At 62.5% G+C, this 16,253-nt stretch carries 13 protein-coding genes and 1 tRNA gene; 11 read left to right on the forward strand and 3 right to left on the reverse strand.

All coding sequences use genetic code 11. The features are described 5' to 3' along the window. Positions 1-48: 48 nt before the first annotated feature. The 3 genes from C4J89_RS04015 (at position 49) to C4J89_RS04025 (ending at position 1,081) form a co-directional block, all read left to right on the forward strand. Positions 49-462, forward strand: coding sequence for a pilin (locus tag C4J89_RS04015; RefSeq protein WP_124368933.1), 414 nt, complete (start codon positions 49-51; stop codon positions 460-462). A 64-nt stretch (positions 463-526) separates the two neighbouring features. Beyond that, positions 527-602: transfer RNA gene (locus C4J89_RS04020), tRNA-Thr, on the forward strand. 173 nt (positions 603-775) lie between these two features. After that, entirely contained in the window at positions 776-1,081 is a 306-nt protein-coding gene (locus C4J89_RS04025; protein ID WP_124413817.1) for a DUF6388 family protein, read from the forward strand. A gap of 101 nt (positions 1,082-1,182) precedes the next feature. On the opposite strand, the gene nadC is transcribed toward C4J89_RS04025, so the two are convergent. Beyond that, positions 1,183-2,031 carry a carboxylating nicotinate-nucleotide diphosphorylase gene (nadC, locus tag C4J89_RS04030; RefSeq protein WP_124413818.1) on the reverse strand — a complete coding sequence of 283 codons (849 nt, stop codon included), beginning with the start codon at positions 2,029-2,031 and terminating at the stop codon, positions 1,183-1,185. A gap of 246 nt (positions 2,032-2,277) precedes the next feature. Between nadC and C4J89_RS04035 the strand changes: the two genes are divergently transcribed. The 5 genes from C4J89_RS04035 (at position 2,278) to C4J89_RS04055 (ending at position 8,623) form a co-directional block, all read left to right on the forward strand. Next, positions 2,278-4,434 (forward strand): DUF1631 domain-containing protein, encoded by a 2,157-nt coding sequence (locus C4J89_RS04035; protein WP_124413819.1) that lies wholly within the window; start codon positions 2,278-2,280, stop codon positions 4,432-4,434. 61 nt (positions 4,435-4,495) lie between these two features. Then, on the forward strand, positions 4,496-5,059 hold the full coding sequence (gene ampD / locus C4J89_RS04040) for a 1,6-anhydro-N-acetylmuramyl-L-alanine amidase AmpD (RefSeq protein ID WP_124413820.1): 564 nt from the start codon (positions 4,496-4,498) through the stop codon (positions 5,057-5,059). Further along, a complete protein-coding gene (gene ampE, locus C4J89_RS04045; RefSeq protein WP_124361250.1) occupies positions 5,056-5,892 on the forward strand; it encodes a regulatory signaling modulator protein AmpE in 837 nt (278 codons plus the stop codon). Before ampD ends, ampE begins: the two co-directional genes overlap by 4 nt. A gap of 145 nt (positions 5,893-6,037) precedes the next feature. Beyond that, positions 6,038-8,068: a methyl-accepting chemotaxis protein gene (locus C4J89_RS04050; protein ID WP_124413821.1), complete on the forward strand. Its 2,031-nt coding sequence runs from the start codon at positions 6,038-6,040 to the stop codon at positions 8,066-8,068. A gap of 126 nt (positions 8,069-8,194) precedes the next feature. Next, the gene (locus tag C4J89_RS04055) at positions 8,195-8,623 is read left to right on the forward strand and encodes a hypothetical protein (RefSeq protein WP_124361252.1); all 429 of its coding nucleotides are present in this window, start codon (positions 8,195-8,197) and stop codon (positions 8,621-8,623) included. On the opposite strand, the gene C4J89_RS04060 is transcribed toward C4J89_RS04055, so the two are convergent. Both C4J89_RS04060 and cra read right to left on the reverse strand, forming a co-directional pair. Next, on the reverse strand, positions 8,570-9,346 hold the full coding sequence (locus C4J89_RS04060) for a TatD family hydrolase (RefSeq protein ID WP_124413822.1): 777 nt from the start codon (positions 9,344-9,346) through the stop codon (positions 8,570-8,572). The genes C4J89_RS04055 and C4J89_RS04060 overlap by 54 nt on opposite strands. A 2-nt stretch (positions 9,347-9,348) precedes the next feature. Beyond that, positions 9,349-10,344, reverse strand: coding sequence for a catabolite repressor/activator (gene cra, locus C4J89_RS04065; RefSeq protein WP_124361254.1), 996 nt, complete (start codon positions 10,342-10,344; stop codon positions 9,349-9,351). Positions 10,345-10,638: 294 nt separating this feature from the next. Between cra and ptsP the strand changes: the two genes are divergently transcribed. Genes ptsP through C4J89_RS04080 form a run of 3 tightly spaced genes read left to right on the forward strand, consistent with a single transcriptional unit; the run spans position 10,639 to position 16,142 of the window. Beyond that, positions 10,639-13,497, forward strand: coding sequence for a phosphoenolpyruvate--protein phosphotransferase (gene ptsP / locus C4J89_RS04070; protein WP_124413823.1), 2,859 nt, complete (start codon positions 10,639-10,641; stop codon positions 13,495-13,497). After that, positions 13,498-14,418, forward strand: a complete 921-nt coding sequence (gene pfkB / locus C4J89_RS04075; RefSeq protein ID WP_124413824.1) for a 1-phosphofructokinase — start codon at positions 13,498-13,500, stop codon at positions 14,416-14,418. A gap of 11 nt (positions 14,419-14,429) precedes the next feature. Continuing rightward, positions 14,430-16,142, forward strand: coding sequence for a PTS fructose-like transporter subunit IIB (locus C4J89_RS04080; protein WP_124413825.1), 1,713 nt, complete (start codon positions 14,430-14,432; stop codon positions 16,140-16,142). Positions 16,143-16,253: the final 111 nt, after the last annotated feature.

A 16,253-nucleotide genomic window follows, 5' to 3' on the forward strand; every position in this document is an offset into this window, starting at 1 on the left:
GGGCGCAGGACGCGCCTTGTCATGGTTCTATTCTGGAGAGTGAAAGTGATGCGTCAGAAAGGCTTTACCTTGATCGAATTGTTGATCGTTGTGGCGATCATCGGCATTTTGGCCACGATTGGCTTGCCCATGTACACCAAGCACCAGGCCAAGGCCAAGTTCACGGCGGGGTTGGCGGAAATCAGCGCGTTGAAGGCCGGCTACGAGGATGTCATCAACCAAGGCACGGTGCCCAAGCTTGATCTGATCGGCGGCAACAGTCCCACCGCCAATTGCAAGATCGACGTGACAGGCGATGTTGCGACGGGTAGCGGCTCCATCAGCTGTGAAATCCTTGATGCGCCTGCGCCCGTGCTGGGCAAGACCATCACCTTGACGCGCAGCGCCAACACCGGCTGGACCTGTGTAACCACGGCCGATGCGCAATACGTCGCTAAGGGCTGTGGCGCCAACGGAGCATGACGGCGACCGGGCGGTGAGCGAGCCGGTTGCCGCATGTTCAATGCGGTGCTAGCTTTAGCCCACCGCCCGTGTAGCTCAGCCGGTAGAGCAGCGCACTCGTAACGCGAAGGTCGCAGGTTCGATTCCTGTCTCGGGCACCAAGGCAGCACTGTTTCAAGGGCCTGTTTCAAGGGCCTGTTTCAAAGGCAATGTTTTCAGATGATCCCAGAATGGTTCTGAAGGCCAGACGAGCGGGTATTCGCGCCCACTCTTTTGTATCTGCGCAACCTTGATGACCCAGATGCATCCCCATTCCTCGATCTAAGAGAACGACATGACCACGACTGAGATGACCCAGGAAGTTCGGCACCAGAAAGCCCTCGACAAGTACCTCGAGGCAACGCCGCAGCTTAAAGAAGAGATCAAGGACCTGAGCGCGGATGACCAGCGTGATCAGGTCCAGTGGGCATTCGAGGACGAGGCAGAAAGCCAGGGCCTCCAGCCTTGGGAACTGACCCTCAAATACACCTCTACACCGGAAGAATTCGAAGCCACACGCCTTGTCTTGCACAAGGAGGCCGCCGAAGTGCTGGGCGTCGAATGGGAAGAGTACTGCGAGATGAACAATCTCGTAGTCTGAAAGTAGCTACGAGCTACGAGCTACGAGCTACGAGCTGCAAGCTTCAAGCTGCAAGTGGTCGCGCAGCCCCTTGCGGCTTGAAGCTCGCAGCTTGCAGCTTCTCAAATACTCAACCGCATCGACAAATCCACCGCCTTCACATCCTTGGTCATCGCGCCAATGGAGATGTAGTCCACGCCGGTCTCGGCGATGGGCAGCAGGGTGCTTTCATTGATCCCGCCGCTGGCTTCCAGCTTGGCCTTGCCCGCGTTCAGCCGCACGGCTTCGCGCATGTCGTCCAGGCTCAGCTCATCCAGCATGATGATGTCGGCGCCCGCCGCCAAGGCTTCGCGCAACTCCTCAAGACTCTCCACTTCGATTTCCACCGGTTTGCCCGGCGCAATCCTGTGGGCGGCGCCAATTGCCTGGGCAATGCCTCCGCAGGCGGCGATATGGTTTTCCTTGATCAGGAAAGCGTCATACAACCCGATGCGATGATTGTGGCAGCCGCCGCAGGTGACCGCGTATTTCTGTGCCAGGCGCAGGCCCGGCAGGGTCTTGCGGGTGTCCAGCAGCTTGACCTGGGTGCTGGCGACGAAATCCGCCAGGTATTGGGCGCGGGTGGCGACGCCGGACAGCATCTGCAGGAAATTCAGCGCACTGCGTTCACCGGTGAGCAGCGAACGCGCCGGGCCTTCAAGGTGAAACAGCGGCTGGTTGGGGCTGACACGCTCACCATCGGCGACCTGCCAATGCACCGCGACGCGCGGGTCCAGTTGGCGGAATACCGTATCCACCCAGGCGGTACCGGCGATAACGGCTGCATCGCGGGTAATGATCGTGGCCTTGGCCAGCCGTTCGGCCGGGATCAGCTGTGCGGTGATATCGCCACTGCCGATGTCTTCCAGCAGTGCGCGGCGCACGTTGGCTTCGATTTCGGCGGTGAGGTCAGCAAGACGCAGATTCGGCATAACAGGCTCCACAAACAAAGTGTCGCGATTATAGGGGTTGTGTGGATTGGAACCCAGGCTGGTCAGTCATTTAGCGCGCAGGGGCAGAGTTTGCTGGCGCAACCGCCCTCATTTGCCAGATAATCTCGCGCCTTGCAATTGGCGTCATAGCTTTGACGTCCTGATGGTGACCAGGTATTGGCAGCGCCCAGAGGGCTTGCCTGCGTTCCTTGCCCATCTCAACACCCGCCGTTTCAGGAGGCCAGGATGCACAATGACGGGAAGGTGGTGCCGATCAAGCAGGCTCAAGCCACGCCATCGCCGCTCGCACGCCTGCCGGTGGTGGTGTTGCAGGTGCGTGATAAAGCCGCGCAACACCTTCAGCAGGGGTTGCAGGAACTGTTCGATAACGCCGACGACACGTTGTTCGAAATGGCCGACAAGGCCCGTAGCACCGTCGACCAGCATATTTTCTTCGAGGCCATGCGCGACCTGCGCCTCAAGCGCAAGAACTTCGAGCGCGTGTTCATGGAGCAGCTGTTTGCGGCCTTCGCCAACCTGGGCCAGGCCGATAGCGTCGGGTTGCATCCGGTGCCGGTGGTGTCCTACGAGGTGACCAGCGGTACGCGGGCGGATGCGCGGGAAAAGGCCGTGGCGCTGGAGGCGATGGTCGGTCGCGTGCAACACCGTGACGGCTTGGCGCTCGGGCAATTGAGCGCGCGGTTGAGTGAGGTGTTGGGCAGGTGCATGAGCGATCAGGAGAACCCCCTGGGCCCGGCACGGCTTTGCCAGTTTTTTCTGCAGGCGGGCCGCAGCCTGGGGGTGGAGATCCGGGTCAAGTTGATCATGCTCAAACTGTTCGAGAAATATGTCCTCAGCGATGCCGACCAGCTCTATGGCGACGCCAATCAATTGCTGGTCGCTACCGGGGTGCTGCCTGGACTCAAGAGCGTGCCCTCCCGTCGTGCCGGTGGGCGTGCGGCGCGTGAGCTTCAATACCCGGCCCGTGCGCCGGCTGCCGAACCGCCGTGCGACGAAAACGGCCAGCAAGCCTTTGCCGCGTTGCAAGCCCTGCTGGTCGCGGTGCGCGGTAGCGTAGCGCCGACGCTTGAAGCCACTGCACAACCGCAACCCATCGCCACCCGAGACCTGCTGCGTCTGCTTTCGCATTTGCAACAATATGTACCGGAGCCTGCGGCGGAGGACGACTTCGACCTGCGCAACCAACTCGAACAGCTGCTGACCCGAGTCAGCGTCAAGAGCGGCAAGTCGCGGGTGGTGGAGACGGCAGACGAGGATGTGATCAACCTCGTCGCCCTGCTGTTTGAGTTCATCCTCAATGACCGCAGCCTGCCCCACGCCTTCAAGGCCCTGATCGCACGCTTGCAGATCCCGATATTGAAAGTCGCCGTGCTGGACAAGAGCCTATTCAGTTGCGCCGGGCATCCGGCACGCCGGTTGCTCAACGAGATCGCCAGTGCCGCCCTGGGCTACAGCCCGCAGAATGGCGATCAGAACGACAGCCTGTACCTGCGTATCGAACAGGTCATCCAGCGCCTGTTGACTGAGTTCGTTGAAGACCCGGCGATTTTTTCGCAGTTGTTGACGCAACTGAGCACATTCATTGAAGAAGAGCGCCAGCGCAGCGAGTTGCTCGAACAGCACACCCGTGACGTCGAGCAAGGGCGCCTGCGTACCGAGGTGGCCCGCCAGCGTGTGGCCCAGGTGCTCAACCGGCGATTGTTGGGCAAGGCCTTGCCGCCGTTCGTGGTGCAATTCCTGCAGCAAACCTGGAGCCAGGTGCTGTTGCTGGCCATTCTCAAGCATGGCGAACAATCGGTGCAATGGCAGACCGAACTGCGCACCATGGACGACTTGATCTGGAGCGTTAGCCTGCGCGAAGACACCGAGGCCGGCCGGCATTTGCTCGAGCAATTGCCAGGGTTGCTCAAGGCATTGCGCGACGGGTTGGCCGGTGCGGCGTTTGATCCTTTCAGTACGCGTGAGTTCTTTTTGCGCTTGCAGGCCTTTCACGTTCAGACCTGCGAAGGCGAGGGCGACGACAGGCTGATTGAAGTCCGCGAGCCCTTGGTTCTCGGCAGCCAGTTGTCGGACGCCTTGGAAGACCTGCCCGACGATGACCCGGACCTGCTCAAGGTTCACCAGTTACGGATCGGCGGTTGGGTGGAGTTCCAGCAGGGCCCGGACACTGTGCTGCGGTGCAAGCTCACCGCGATCATGGCGCCTGCTAATCGTTACATTTTCGTCAGTCGCGCGGGGCTCAAGGTGCTGGAGCAAACCGCCGGCCAATTGACCATGGCGTTCAAGCAGGGCGGCCTGCGCAGCCTGGACGAGGGTTTGCTGTTCGAGCGCGCGCTGGCTGCGGTGGTTGGCAACCTGCGTCAACTCAATCGCGGCAAGTGATCGCAACGGCAGGGCGGAACGCGGCATACTGGTAACACTTCGTCTCATTCAAGGAGCCTGTATGCAGTTGGACCCCGTCAGCGGTTGGTTCGAGGGCATTCGCCATTGCCCTTCGCCCAACTTCAACGAGCGCCCGGCAGGCGAGATATCGCTGTTGGTGATACATAACATCAGCCTGCCCCCGGCGCAGTTCGCCACGGGCAAAGTGCAGGAGTTTTTCCAGAATCGCCTGGATGTCTCGGAACACCCCTACTTTGAAGGCATTGCCAGCCTACGGGTGTCTGCGCATTTTCTGATTGAGCGCGACGGCACGGTCACGCAATTTGTCGCATGCCGCGACCGGGCCTGGCATGCAGGCGTGTCCAGCTTTGATGGGCGTGAGGTGTGTAATGACTTCTCCCTGGGGGTCGAGCTGGAAGGCACCGACGAGCTGCCGTTCACCGATGCCCAGTACGCGGCGCTGATTGACCTGACGCGCCAGTTGCTCGCAGCCTACCCTGGGATCACCGCCCAGCGTATCTGCGGTCACAGCGACATCGCCCCCGGCCGCAAAACCGACCCGGGCCCGGCTTTTGATTGGATGCGCTTTCGCAGCGCGCTGCAGGATGGAGGATATAAACAATGAGTTTCCTGGTGCTGGTGCTGGCGGTGTGGATCGAGAAGTTCTCGGCCTTGCGCCAGCGGTTGCAGCGCGACGGCGGCTGGCTGCGTGAGCTGGCCAAGCTCGAATCGAGCCCGCGCATGGGGACGCGGCCCTGGCTGATCCTGCTGGTGTTGGTGGTGCTGCCCGTGGCCTTGTTGGGCTTGTTGCTGCTGGTGCTGGAGCCTGTGGCCTATGGCTTGTTGGCGTTGCCGGTGCACGTGCTGGTGGTGATCTACAGCCTGGGCCGTGGCGATCTGCTGGCCGCGCTGGGGCCGTTTCGTGATGCCTGGCGGCGGGGCGATCTGCAAGCCGCCGAGCATGTGGCCGAGCGCGATCTGACGCTGGGTGCCGACAACGGCGCGCAATTGCTCGAGCGTGTTCAGGGCTATTTGCTGTGGCAGGCCTACCAAAGCTTTTTCGCGGTGATTTTCTGGTATTTCCTGCTGGGCCCGGTGGCCGCTCTGGCCTACCGCCTGCTGGCGCTGGCCAGTGAACACAGCCAGAACCCGCTGGTGGCCGAGCGCGCCACGCAATTGCGCCATGCCTTCGACTGGCTGCCGGTGCGCTTGCTGGCGGCGAGCTTTGCCCTGGTGGGCAATTTCGTCGGGGTCAGTCGGGTGATGCTCCACGAACTGCTGAACTGGGATATCAGCGCAGCACAATTGGTGGAAAAAGTCGGCCTGGCCGCCGCAGAAATACCGCCGCCAGCGGTGGGCGCCGAGGGCATAAACAGCCTTGATCGCCTGTGGGAACTGCTGCTGCGTGCGGCGGTGCTGTGGTATGCCGGCTTTGCCATCTGGACCGTGTTGCCCTGATCCATTCGGCAGGGGTTAACCCCCTGCCGTTAACCTTACGTTACAAAACTCCCTTTCAAATTGAGCTATACAGACAGAGCGCCAAATAGTGGCTATCTGCCGCCGCCCTGCGCCTCAATAAAAATAAAAGAAAGGGGGAACACCCGTGAAGCGCTTGCTCTATCCCGCCGTTGCATTGATGAATCGCCTGAGTTTCGGCATGAAATTCAGTCTGATCAGCGTGCTGTTCCTGCTGCCGATGCTGGCTACCAATTACTTTCTGGTGCGTGACGCCTGGGCTGAATTCCAGGGCACCCGCATCGAACTGCAAAGCCTTGATCTACTCGGCAGCAGCCTGATGGTGCGTCGCGAGCTGGAAGCGCTCAATAACCAGGTGCAGATCAATACGACCCTCGGCCAGTCCGGCAAGGCCGGCGACCTGGAAGCCAGGATCGCTGCCGTGGAGCAGAGCGTGCTCAGCCGTGTGCAGGGGCTCAGCGCGATGGCTACCCAGCCTGAGCAGGTTGCGGCCTTCGACACCAAGCGTGACGAACTGATTGCCGCGTTCAAGGCTCAGCAACAGGAAACCTCACTGCTCAACAAAAGTGCGTTGATCGGCAAATTGCTCAACCAGGCCCAGATACTCAGCCAGATCATCGCCAGTCAATCCGGCTTGAGCCGTGATCCCCAGAGCGATCTGCGCCAGCTCAGCGACCTGATCACCGCCGTCACTCCACAAGTCACTCAGCTGCTGGGGGAGGGCCGGGCGATGGGCGCGTATTCCCTCGGCCAGGGTTTTATCAATTCATCCTCCAGCACACGCTTCGACGAACTGCTGCAGCAGCTGGAAAAACTCCAGGGCGAATATGCCTTGAAGCTGCAGGACGCGCTTGGCGCCAGCCATGCCGCGCAGGCAGCACTCGATACTGCGGCGCAGGCCAGCCGGGCCAGCCTCAAGCAGGGTGCGGAGTTGTTCGAAGAACAAGTGGTGGTGGCTGAAACCCTCGACACACCGTGGCAGGGCTTTTACGACGGCGTCAGCCAACTGATCGCCAAGACCTATCAACTGGATGACGCCACCCTGGCATTCCTCAAGCAGCAACTGGAGCAACGCCTGGCACAAAAGCGCCTGCACATGCTGCTGCTGGTCACGGCGCTAGCGGCGGTGTTTGCGCTGATTTTCTATTTATACGCGGGCTTCTATGCGTCCACGCGCATGACCTTGCGTAGCCTCGGGGCGATGATGGACAAGGTCGCGGCGGGCGATATGACTGTCACCTTCGTTGCCGACAGTCGCGATGAACTGGGAGACCTGGGCCAGGTATTCAATGGCACCGTGGCCAAGATCCACGACTTGATCGAACGCGTCGGGCACACGGTCGCCCAGGTCGAGTTGCAAGCTGGGCAGGTACAAACGGTTTCGGCGCAGAGCAACCAGGCAGTGGCCGGCCAGCGCAGTCAGATCGAGCAGGTGGCGACGGCGATGAACCAGATGTCGTCCACCGCACAGGAAGTCGCGCGCAGTGCCGCCGTCGCCGCCGGCAGCGCCCGCAGTGTCAACGATGAAACCGTCAGCGGCCGTGGGCTGGTGCAATCCCAGCAAGGCAGCATCGCGCGCCTGGCCACGGAGATCGATGAGTCGGTGCGGGTGATCAACCAGTTGGCGGCCGACAGCCAGGCCATCAGCAGCGTCCTGGAAGTCATCAAAAGCATCGCCGCGCAAACCAACTTGCTGGCGCTCAACGCGGCTATCGAGGCCGCGCGCGCGGGTGAGCAGGGGCGTGGTTTTGCGGTGGTGGCCGATGAGGTGCGTACGCTGGCCCAGCGTACCCAGCAGTCCACCGAAGAAATCGAGCAGATGATCGGGCGCCTGCACAGCGGCGTCGGCGCAGCGGTCAAGGCCATGGGCGCCAGCCATGACACGGCCAGTGGCACGGTGGGGCAGTCGGAAAAAGTCCAGCAGGCTTTGGAAAACATCCTTGGTGCGGTAGGAATGATCGTCGATCAGAACCAGCAGATCGCCGCCGCCGTGGAGCAGCAAACGGCCGTCGCCCATGATATCGATCAGAATATCGTCGCCATTCATCGTGCGGGCGAACACGCGGCGCAGGGCGCCGACCAGACCGAAGCGGCCAGCCGCGAGTTGTCGCTGCAGGTGACGCAATTGAAGCAATTGATTGGCGCGTTTCGCGTGTAGGAATTTTCGTTCGGATTTGATGCTGTTGGGTGTGGTGCATGTCCTGTTTTTGCTGACGGCCTTTCAAAGTACTGCGAATAGGTGAAAATTTGTATCACCTGGTCACGGTCTCAAGGAGGCACGGCGATGGCCGCTGTAATCGGCATCAAAGGGCATTGCGCCCACTGCGACATGACGTTTGAACTCAAACCCTGGCAACTGAACGCCATTGCCATCGACGAACCCTTTGTCTGTACGTATTGCCACGCCTGCCTGCAGCTGTGTTGCCAGAAACAGCTGCGCCAATTCCGCGCCCTGGACCAATGGGCGCTGGTGCGGCCGAGCATGATCATGCTGACATGCGCGACCTTGCTGGCGGCACTGTTTGCTGAATGGCTGGGGCTACTCACGGTGATCGGGCAGTTCAATATTTCCCTGACGACGCTGTTGATCCATTGCCTGGTGCTGCGCTACGCCCGTCATCGACAAAGGATGACCTTGAACCTGCAAGCCGTCAGCCCGCTACCAATTGAACACCTCGCACGCATTGCGTGTGCTCGCCTCAGCCAGCCGTGAAGCGCTGATACCCATCCGTTCGGCCAGGGCGTGGCAGATAGCCGGCAAGTGCTCCGGGCTGTTGCGCTGGCCCGGGTACATGGCCGGGGCCATATCCGGGGCGTCGGTCTCCAGCACCACGGCTTCCAGGGGCAATTGGGCCAGCACCTTGTGCATGCGCAAAGCCTGCGGCCAGGTGGCGGCGCCGCCCAGGCCCAGCTTGAAGCCGAGCTTGATGTACTCGCGGGCCTCTTCCCGGCTGCCGGCGAACGCATGGATGATGCCGCCGCGCGGCAGGCGGATGCGCTTGAGCGTGGCGATCACTGCCGCGTGGCTGCGGCGTACATGCAGCAAGGCCGGCAGTTGAACGTCCACCGCCAGTTGCAGCTGGGCCTCAAACAGCGCTTGCTGACGCTCGCGGTCCAGGTGCTCCAGAAAATAATCCAGGCCGATTTCACCCACGGCGCATAGCTGCCGATGGCCCTGCAGCCGCGTCAGCCAGTCGCCCAACTCCAAAAGGTCGGCGGGGCGATGCTCATCGAGATACACCGGGTGCAGGCCGAAGGCGGCGAACAAGCCTTCATCCTCCAGCACCAGATCCCATAACCTTTGCCAATTTTTCTGATAAACACCGAGCAGCACTATGCGCCTCACACCCTGATCGCGGCTGCGGGCGAGGACTTCGTGGCGATCGCCATCGAAGTCCGCAAAGTCCAGGTGGGTATGGGTGTCGATCAGCTCCACGCTCAGGCCTCGTGAATGCGCTGCTTGAAGGTGCGGCTGATCCCGTGCACGCCGGGCTGGTAGTGTTCTTCTTCAATGGCGGCCAAAGCCAGGCGCAGGGCGGTGTCGGCGATCAGTTGATGTTGCTGGGCCATCGCATTGACCGGTAGCGGCAGGAAGTCCAGCAACTGTGTATCGCCGAAGGTGCCCAGGCGCAACGGCCGCGACTTGAGTGGGACGTCGTGCAGTGCATCGAACACGCCTTGCAGCAGTACGTAGGACGTGGTCACCAGGGCGTCAGGCAAGTGCCCCAGGCGTTGCAGTAATTGCTCCATCAGCTGTCGCCCGCAGTCTCGGCTGAAGGCTTCGCCCTGTTCGATGATCACCTCACCAGTAAAACCGTGCAGGGCTTCACGGAAGCCTGCGGCACGTTCCTGGCTGATGCTCAGCTCCGGGCGCGCGCCGATCAGCGCGATTTGCTTGGGCAACGGTTGCAGCAGGCTGCTGGTGAGTTGCTGGCAGGCTTGGCGGTCATCGCTGACCACCGAGCAGAACTCGCTGGGCTCCATGACCCGGTCGATGGCGATCACCGGCAAGCCTTTGGCCTGCAGCTCGCGATAGCTATCATCGCTGGCTGGCAAGCAGCTGGCGACGAACAACGCATCGCAACGCCGTGCGCGGAACAGTTGCAGCAGTTGGCGCTCGCTGTCGGCCTCATCGTCGGAGCTGGCGATCAGCAATTGATAGCCGCGCGCCCGCGCGCCCTGTTCAAGCAACTTGGCAATGCGTGCGTAACTGGGGTTTTCCAGATCCGGCAGGATAAAGCCCAAGGTGCGCGTGTGCCGGCTGCGCAATCCGGCGGCTTGTGGGTTAGGCGTAAAACCATGGGCCTGGACCACGGCCCGCACTCGCTCGACAGTCGCGTGACTGATGCGCTGTTGTTCGGCCTTGCCATTGATGACATAGCTGGCGGTGGTCACGGACACACCGGCCAGACGTGCGATATCACTGAGTTTCAAACCGGGATTTCCTTGTTTTTTAGAGCGTGCCCCGACATTTTGTTCAATCCTAACCGATTCCAGCGTGCGACCAATGTCCCACAGCAGGCGCCGAGTGGCCCTTCAAGCTTGCGCAATTAACGCGTAATCTGCCATAAATTCTAGATTAAACGTTTCAGCAAGCGTATTTTTACGATGTTCGCCACTGAGTAGCTACTGCCAATTGACTGCTCAGTCAGTTGTTTCCGAACACCGCTAAGCTGATTTATTCAAAACAATACCTAGTGCGCACCTCGCACTAACTAGGAGAACGGCATGCTCGAGCTCACTGTAGAGCAGATATCCATGGGCCAGGTGGCGGTGGATAAATCTGCTGCCTTGCACCTGCTCGCTGAAAAACTGGTGGCCGATGGCCTGGTCGCCGAAGGTTATCTCAGCGGCTTACAAGCCCGTGAAGCCCAAGGCTCGACCTTTCTCGGCCAAGGCATTGCCATTCCCCACGGCACCCCGGAAACCCGCGATCAGGTGTTTTCCACCGGCGTGCGCCTGTTGCAGTTTCCCGAAGGCGTGGACTGGGGCGATGGCCAGGTCGTCTACCTGGCCATCGGCATCGCCGCCAAATCCGATGAACACCTGCGCCTGCTGCAACTGCTGACCCGCGCCCTGGGTGAAACCGACCTCGGCCAAGCGTTACGCCGTGCCGGTTCCGCTGAGGCGTTGCTGAAGTTGTTGCAAGGCGCGCCGCAGGAACTGGCGCTGGATGCACAGATGATCAGCCTGGGCGTATCGGCCGATGATTTCGAGGAATTGGTGTGGCGCGGCGCGCGCCTGTTGCGCCAGGCCGATTGCGTGAGCAACGGCTTTGCCGCCGTGTTGCAGCAAGTCGATGCGCTGCCCCTGGGGGATGGCCTGTGGTGGCTGCACAGCGAACAGACGGTCAAGCGTCCGGGCCTGGCGTTCGTCACGCCGGACAAACCCATGCGCTACCTGGGCCAGCCACTTAATGGCCTGTTCTGCCTGGCCAGCCTGGGCGAAGCGCATCAGGCGCTGCTTGAGCGCCTGTGTGCCTTGCTGATCGAAGGACGCGGCCAGGAATTGGGCCGCGCCACCAGCAGTCGTGCCGTGCTTGAAGTGCTGGGTGGCGAGCTGCCGCCCGACTGGCCCAGCGCCCGTGTCACCCTGGCCAACGCCCACGGCCTGCATGCGCGTCCGGCGAAGATCCTGGCGCAACTGGCCAAGCAGTTTGACGGCGATATTCGCGTGCGTATCGTCGACGGCCCGGTCGGCGCCGTATCGGTAAAAAGCCTGAGCAAGTTGCTGAGCCTCGGCGCGCGGCGTGGCCAGGTACTGGAATTCGTCGCCGAGCCGACGATCGCGGGCGATGCGCTGCCGGCGCTGTTGGCTGCCATTGACGAAGGCCTGGGCGAAGAAGTCGAGCCGTTGCCGACGGTCAGCGCCCAGCCTGCCACCGCCGATATCGAACCGGTCATCAGCGCGCCGCTGCCCGGCAGCCAGATCCAGGCAATTGCCGCCGCGCCCGGTATCGCCATCGGCCCCGCGCATATCCAGGTGCAACAGGTGTTCGACTACCCGTTGCGCGGTGAAACCTGCGCCGTTGAACGCCAGCGTCTGCACACCGCGCTGAGTGATGTGCGTCGCGATATCGAAGGCCTGATCGAGCGCAGCCAATCCAAGGCCATCCGCGAGATTTTCATCACCCACCAGGAAATGCTCGACGACCCGGAACTCACCGACGAAGTCGACACCCGTCTCAAGCAAGGCGAAAGCGCCGAAGCTGCGTGGATGAGCGTGATCGAAGCCGCCGCCAAGCAGCAGGAATCGTTGCAGGACGCCTTGCTCGCCGAACGCGCCGCTGACCTGCGCGATATCGGTCGCCGCGTATTGGCGCAACTGTGCGGCGTCGACACCGCTCAGGAACCCAATGAACCCTACATTCTGGTGATGGACGAAGTCGGCCCTTCGGACGTCGCACGCCTGGACCCGGCCCGTGTCGCCGGCATCCTCACGGCCCGTGGTGGCGCCACGGCCCACAGCGCCATCGTCGCCCGTGCCCTGGGCATTCCTGCGCTGGTCGGCGCCGGGGCGGCGGTGTTGCTGCTCAACGCCGGCACGCCTTTATTGCTCGACGGCCAGCGCGGCCGCCTGCACGTCGACCCCGACACCGCCACCCTGCAGCGCGCGACGGTGGAGCGCGACACCCGCGAACAACGCCTGCAAGCCGCCTCGGCGCAACGCCATGAACCGGCGCTGACCCTCGACGGCCACGCGGTGGAAGTGTTCGCCAATATCGGCGAAAGCGCCGGGGTTGCCGCTGCGGTGGAACAGGGCGCCGAGGGCATCGGGCTGTTACGTACCGAACTGATTTTCATGGCCCACCCGCAAGCGCCGGACGAGGCCACCCAGGAAGCCGAATACCGTCGCGTGCTCGACGGCCTCGACGGGCGTCCGCTGGTGGTGCGCACCCTCGACGTGGGCGGCGATAAACCGCTGCCATACTGGCCGATTGCCGAAGAAGAAAATCCCTTCCTCGGTGTGCGCGGTATTCGCTTGACCTTGCAGCGCCCGCAGATCATGGAAGCGCAATTGCGTGCATTGTTACGCTCGGCGGACAACCGGCCGTTGCGCATCATGTTCCCCATGGTCGGCAGCGTGGATGAATGGCGTGCCGCCCGGGATATGACCGAGCGCCTGCGCCTGGAAATCCCGGTGGCCGACCTGCAACTGGGGATCATGATCGAAGTGCCGTCGGCCGCGCTGCTGGCGCCGGTGCTCGCCAAGGAAGTCGACTTTTTCAGCGTCGGCACCAACGACCTGACCCAATACACCCTGGCCATCGACCGTGGCCACCCGACCTTGTCGGCCCAGGCCGATGGCCTGCACCCGGCCGTCCTGCAATTGATCGACATCACCGTGCGCGCCGCCCATGCCCATGGCAAATGGGTCGGCGTGTGCGGCGAGTTGGCGGCCGACCCGCTGGCGGTGCCGGTGTTGGTCGGCTTGGGAGTGGATGAGTTGAGCGTGTCGGCGCGCAGCATTCCCGAAGTGAAGGCGCGCGTGCGCGAATTCAGCTTGAGCGAGGCCCAGGGCCTGGCGCAAAAAGCACTGGCGGTGGGTTCGCCCGCCGAAGTGCGTGCCCTTGTGGAGGCCGTGTAGATGGCAAAGATTCTGACCCTGACGCTGAACCCGGCGTTGGACCTGACGGTGCGCTTGGCGCACCTGGCACCCGGCGCAGTCAACCGCAGTGAAACGCTCATCACCCATGCTGCCGGCAAAGGCGTGAACGTGGCGCAGGTGCTGGCGGACCTCGGCCACGAGGTCAGTGTGGGCGGCTTTCTCGGCGCGGATAACCCCCAAGCTTTCGAAGCCCTGATCGCCAGCCGTGGGTTTGGCGATTCGTTCATCCGCGTGCCGGGCGAAACCCGCAGCAACATCAAGATCGCCGAGCACGATGGCCGGGTGACCGACATCAACGCACCGGGGCCGTTGGTGAGCGAGCAGGCGCAAAAAGAGCTGCTCAAGATGATCGCGATGGTCGGCCCCGAATTCGACGCGGTGGTGGTCGCCGGCAGCTTGCCGCGTGGCGTGAGCCCGCAATGGTTTCAGGCACTGATCGAGCAATTGAAAAACCTCGGTTTGAAAGTCGCCCTGGACACCAGCGGCGAAGCCTTGCGCGCCGGGTTGAAGGCAGGCCCATGGATGGTCAAACCCAATACTGAAGAGCTCGCCGAAGCGCTGGACAACGCCACCGATGCCATCAGCCAGCTGCATCAGCAGGGCGTTGAGCATGTGGTGGTCTCGGACGGTGCCGCTGGCGTGAGCTGGTACAGCGCGGGCGCGGCCCTGCATGCCACGCCGCCCAAGGTGACGGTTGCCAGCACCGTAGGCGCCGGCGATTCGCTGCTGGCGGGCATGCTCCACGGCCTGCTGCGCGACGAAGCGCCCGAGCAGACCCTGCGCCGCGCCACGGCGATTGCCGCGATGGCGGTGACGCAAATCGGTTTTGGCATCAGCGATGACGCGCAGTTGGCGCGCCTTGAAAGCGGTGTCGATGTACACGCGCTGACAGAACAATAAGAGGGTTTGTGATGAAGTTAGCCATTGTTACCGCCTGCCCGAACGGCATGGTCACCAGTGTGCTGTGCGCCCGCTTGCTGGACGCCGCCGCACAGCGCCAGGGCTGGAGCACCAGTGTCGAAGTGGTGGACGTGCAACGCCCGGACAGCCAGCTGTCCCAGGCGACCCTCGATGACGCCGAGTGGGTGTTGCTGGTCAGCAGCACGCCGGTGGATATGCACCGTTTTGTCGGCAAGCGCGTGTTCCAGAGCACGCCGGCCCAGGCGTTGGCGGATGTCGACGCGGTGTTGCGTCGCGGCGCGGAGGAGGCGCAGGTGTATGTGGCGACCGAGGCGCCGGTCGGGAATGTCCCGCGCATTGTCGCGATTACCGCTTGCCCCACCGGCGTGGCCCATACGTTCATGGCCGCCGAGGCCTTGCAGCAGACCGCCAAGCGCCTGGGCTATGACTTGCAGGTCGAGACCCAGGGCTCGGTCGGTGCGCGTACGCCATTGACGCCTGAGGCCATCGCCAACGCCGACGTGGTGCTGCTGGCGGCGGACATCGAAGTCGCTACCGAGCGCTTCGCCGGCAAGAAGATTTACCGCTGTGGCACCGGCATTGCCCTCAAGCAATCGGAAGCCACGCTCAACAAGGCGCTGGCCGAGGGCGTGGTGGAAAGCGCCGCCAGCGGTGCGGTGGCCAAGTCGGAAAAAACCGGCGTGTACAAACACCTGCTCACCGGGGTGTCGTTCATGTTGCCGATGGTGGTGGCGGGCGGCCTGTTGATCGCCTTGTCCTTCGTGTTCGGCATTCATGCCTTTGAGGAGAAGGGCACCCTGGCGGCGGCGCTGAAAACCGTCGGCGACCAGGCATTCATGCTGATGGTGCCGTTGCTGGCGGGCTACATCGCCTACTCGATCGCCGATCGCCCCGGCCTGGCGCCGGGCATGATCGGCGGGTTGCTCGCGGGCACCCTGGGCGCTGGCTTCATTGGCGGGATCTTCGCCGGTTTCCTCGCCGGCTACAGCGTCAAGCTGATCTCACGCGCGGTGCGCTTGCCGCAAAGCCTGGAGGCCCTCAAGCCGATCCTGATCATCCCGTTGCTGGCAAGTTTGTTCACTGGCCTGGCGATGATCTATCTGGTCGGCCCTCCGGTGGCACGCTTGCTGACCGGGCTGACGGATTTTCTCAGTACCATGGGCACCACCAACGCGGTGCTGTTGGGCATCCTGTTGGGCGGCATGATGTGTGTCGATCTGGGCGGGCCGATCAACAAGGCGGCGTATGCGTTTTCCGTCGGCCTGCTGGCGGCGTCGAGCGGCGCGCCGATGGCCGCGACCATGGCGGCCGGCATGGTGCCACCGATTGGCATGGGCATCGCGACGTTCCTGGCCCGGCGCAAGTTCGCCCAGACCGAACGCGAAGCCGGCAAGGCCGCGATGATTCTTGGCTTGTGCTTTATCTCCGAAGGGGCCATCCCGTTTGCGGCCAAGGACCCGCTGCGGGTGATCCCTGCCAGCATTGCCGGCGGCGCGCTGACGGGGGCACTGTCGATGTACTTCGGGTGCAAACTGGCCGCGCCTCACGGCGGGTTGTTCGTGCTGGTGATTCCGAACGCGATGAACCATGCGCTGCTGTACCTGTTGGCGATTGTGGCCGGCAGTGTGCTGACCGGGTTGGTGTATGCGCTGATCAAGCGGCCGGAGGCGGCGGAACTGACGGTCGCTGCTGCCAAGGGCTGATGAGGTTTGAAAGTGTGGGAGGGGGCTTGCCCCCGATAGCGGTGTGTCAGCCAGTCTATTGGTAGCTGACACACTGCCATCGGGGGCAAGCCCCCTCCCATATTTGATCTT

This window comes from Pseudomonas sp. R4-35-07, from assembly GCF_003852235.1.
Lineage (GTDB): Bacteria > Pseudomonadota > Gammaproteobacteria > Pseudomonadales > Pseudomonadaceae > Aquipseudomonas.

Coding starts and splice junctions, on each gene's coding strand:
- C4J89_RS04055 (WP_124361252.1), top strand. CDS start 8,195: ATGGCCGCTGTAATCGGCATCAAAGGGCATTGCGCCCACTGCGACATG.
- ampD (WP_124413820.1), top strand. CDS start 4,496: ATGCAGTTGGACCCCGTCAGCGGTTGGTTCGAGGGCATTCGCCATTGC.
- ampE (WP_124361250.1), top strand. CDS start 5,056: ATGAGTTTCCTGGTGCTGGTGCTGGCGGTGTGGATCGAGAAGTTCTCG.
- C4J89_RS04080 (WP_124413825.1), top strand. CDS start 14,430: ATGAAGTTAGCCATTGTTACCGCCTGCCCGAACGGCATGGTCACCAGT.
- ptsP (WP_124413823.1), top strand. CDS start 10,639: ATGCTCGAGCTCACTGTAGAGCAGATATCCATGGGCCAGGTGGCGGTG.
- C4J89_RS04025 (WP_124413817.1), top strand. CDS start 776: ATGACCACGACTGAGATGACCCAGGAAGTTCGGCACCAGAAAGCCCTC.
- pfkB (WP_124413824.1), top strand. CDS start 13,498: ATGGCAAAGATTCTGACCCTGACGCTGAACCCGGCGTTGGACCTGACG.
- nadC (WP_124413818.1), bottom strand. CDS start 2,031: ATGCCGAATCTGCGTCTTGCTGACCTCACCGCCGAAATCGAAGCCAAC.
- C4J89_RS04015 (WP_124368933.1), top strand. CDS start 49: ATGCGTCAGAAAGGCTTTACCTTGATCGAATTGTTGATCGTTGTGGCG.
- C4J89_RS04035 (WP_124413819.1), top strand. CDS start 2,278: ATGCACAATGACGGGAAGGTGGTGCCGATCAAGCAGGCTCAAGCCACG.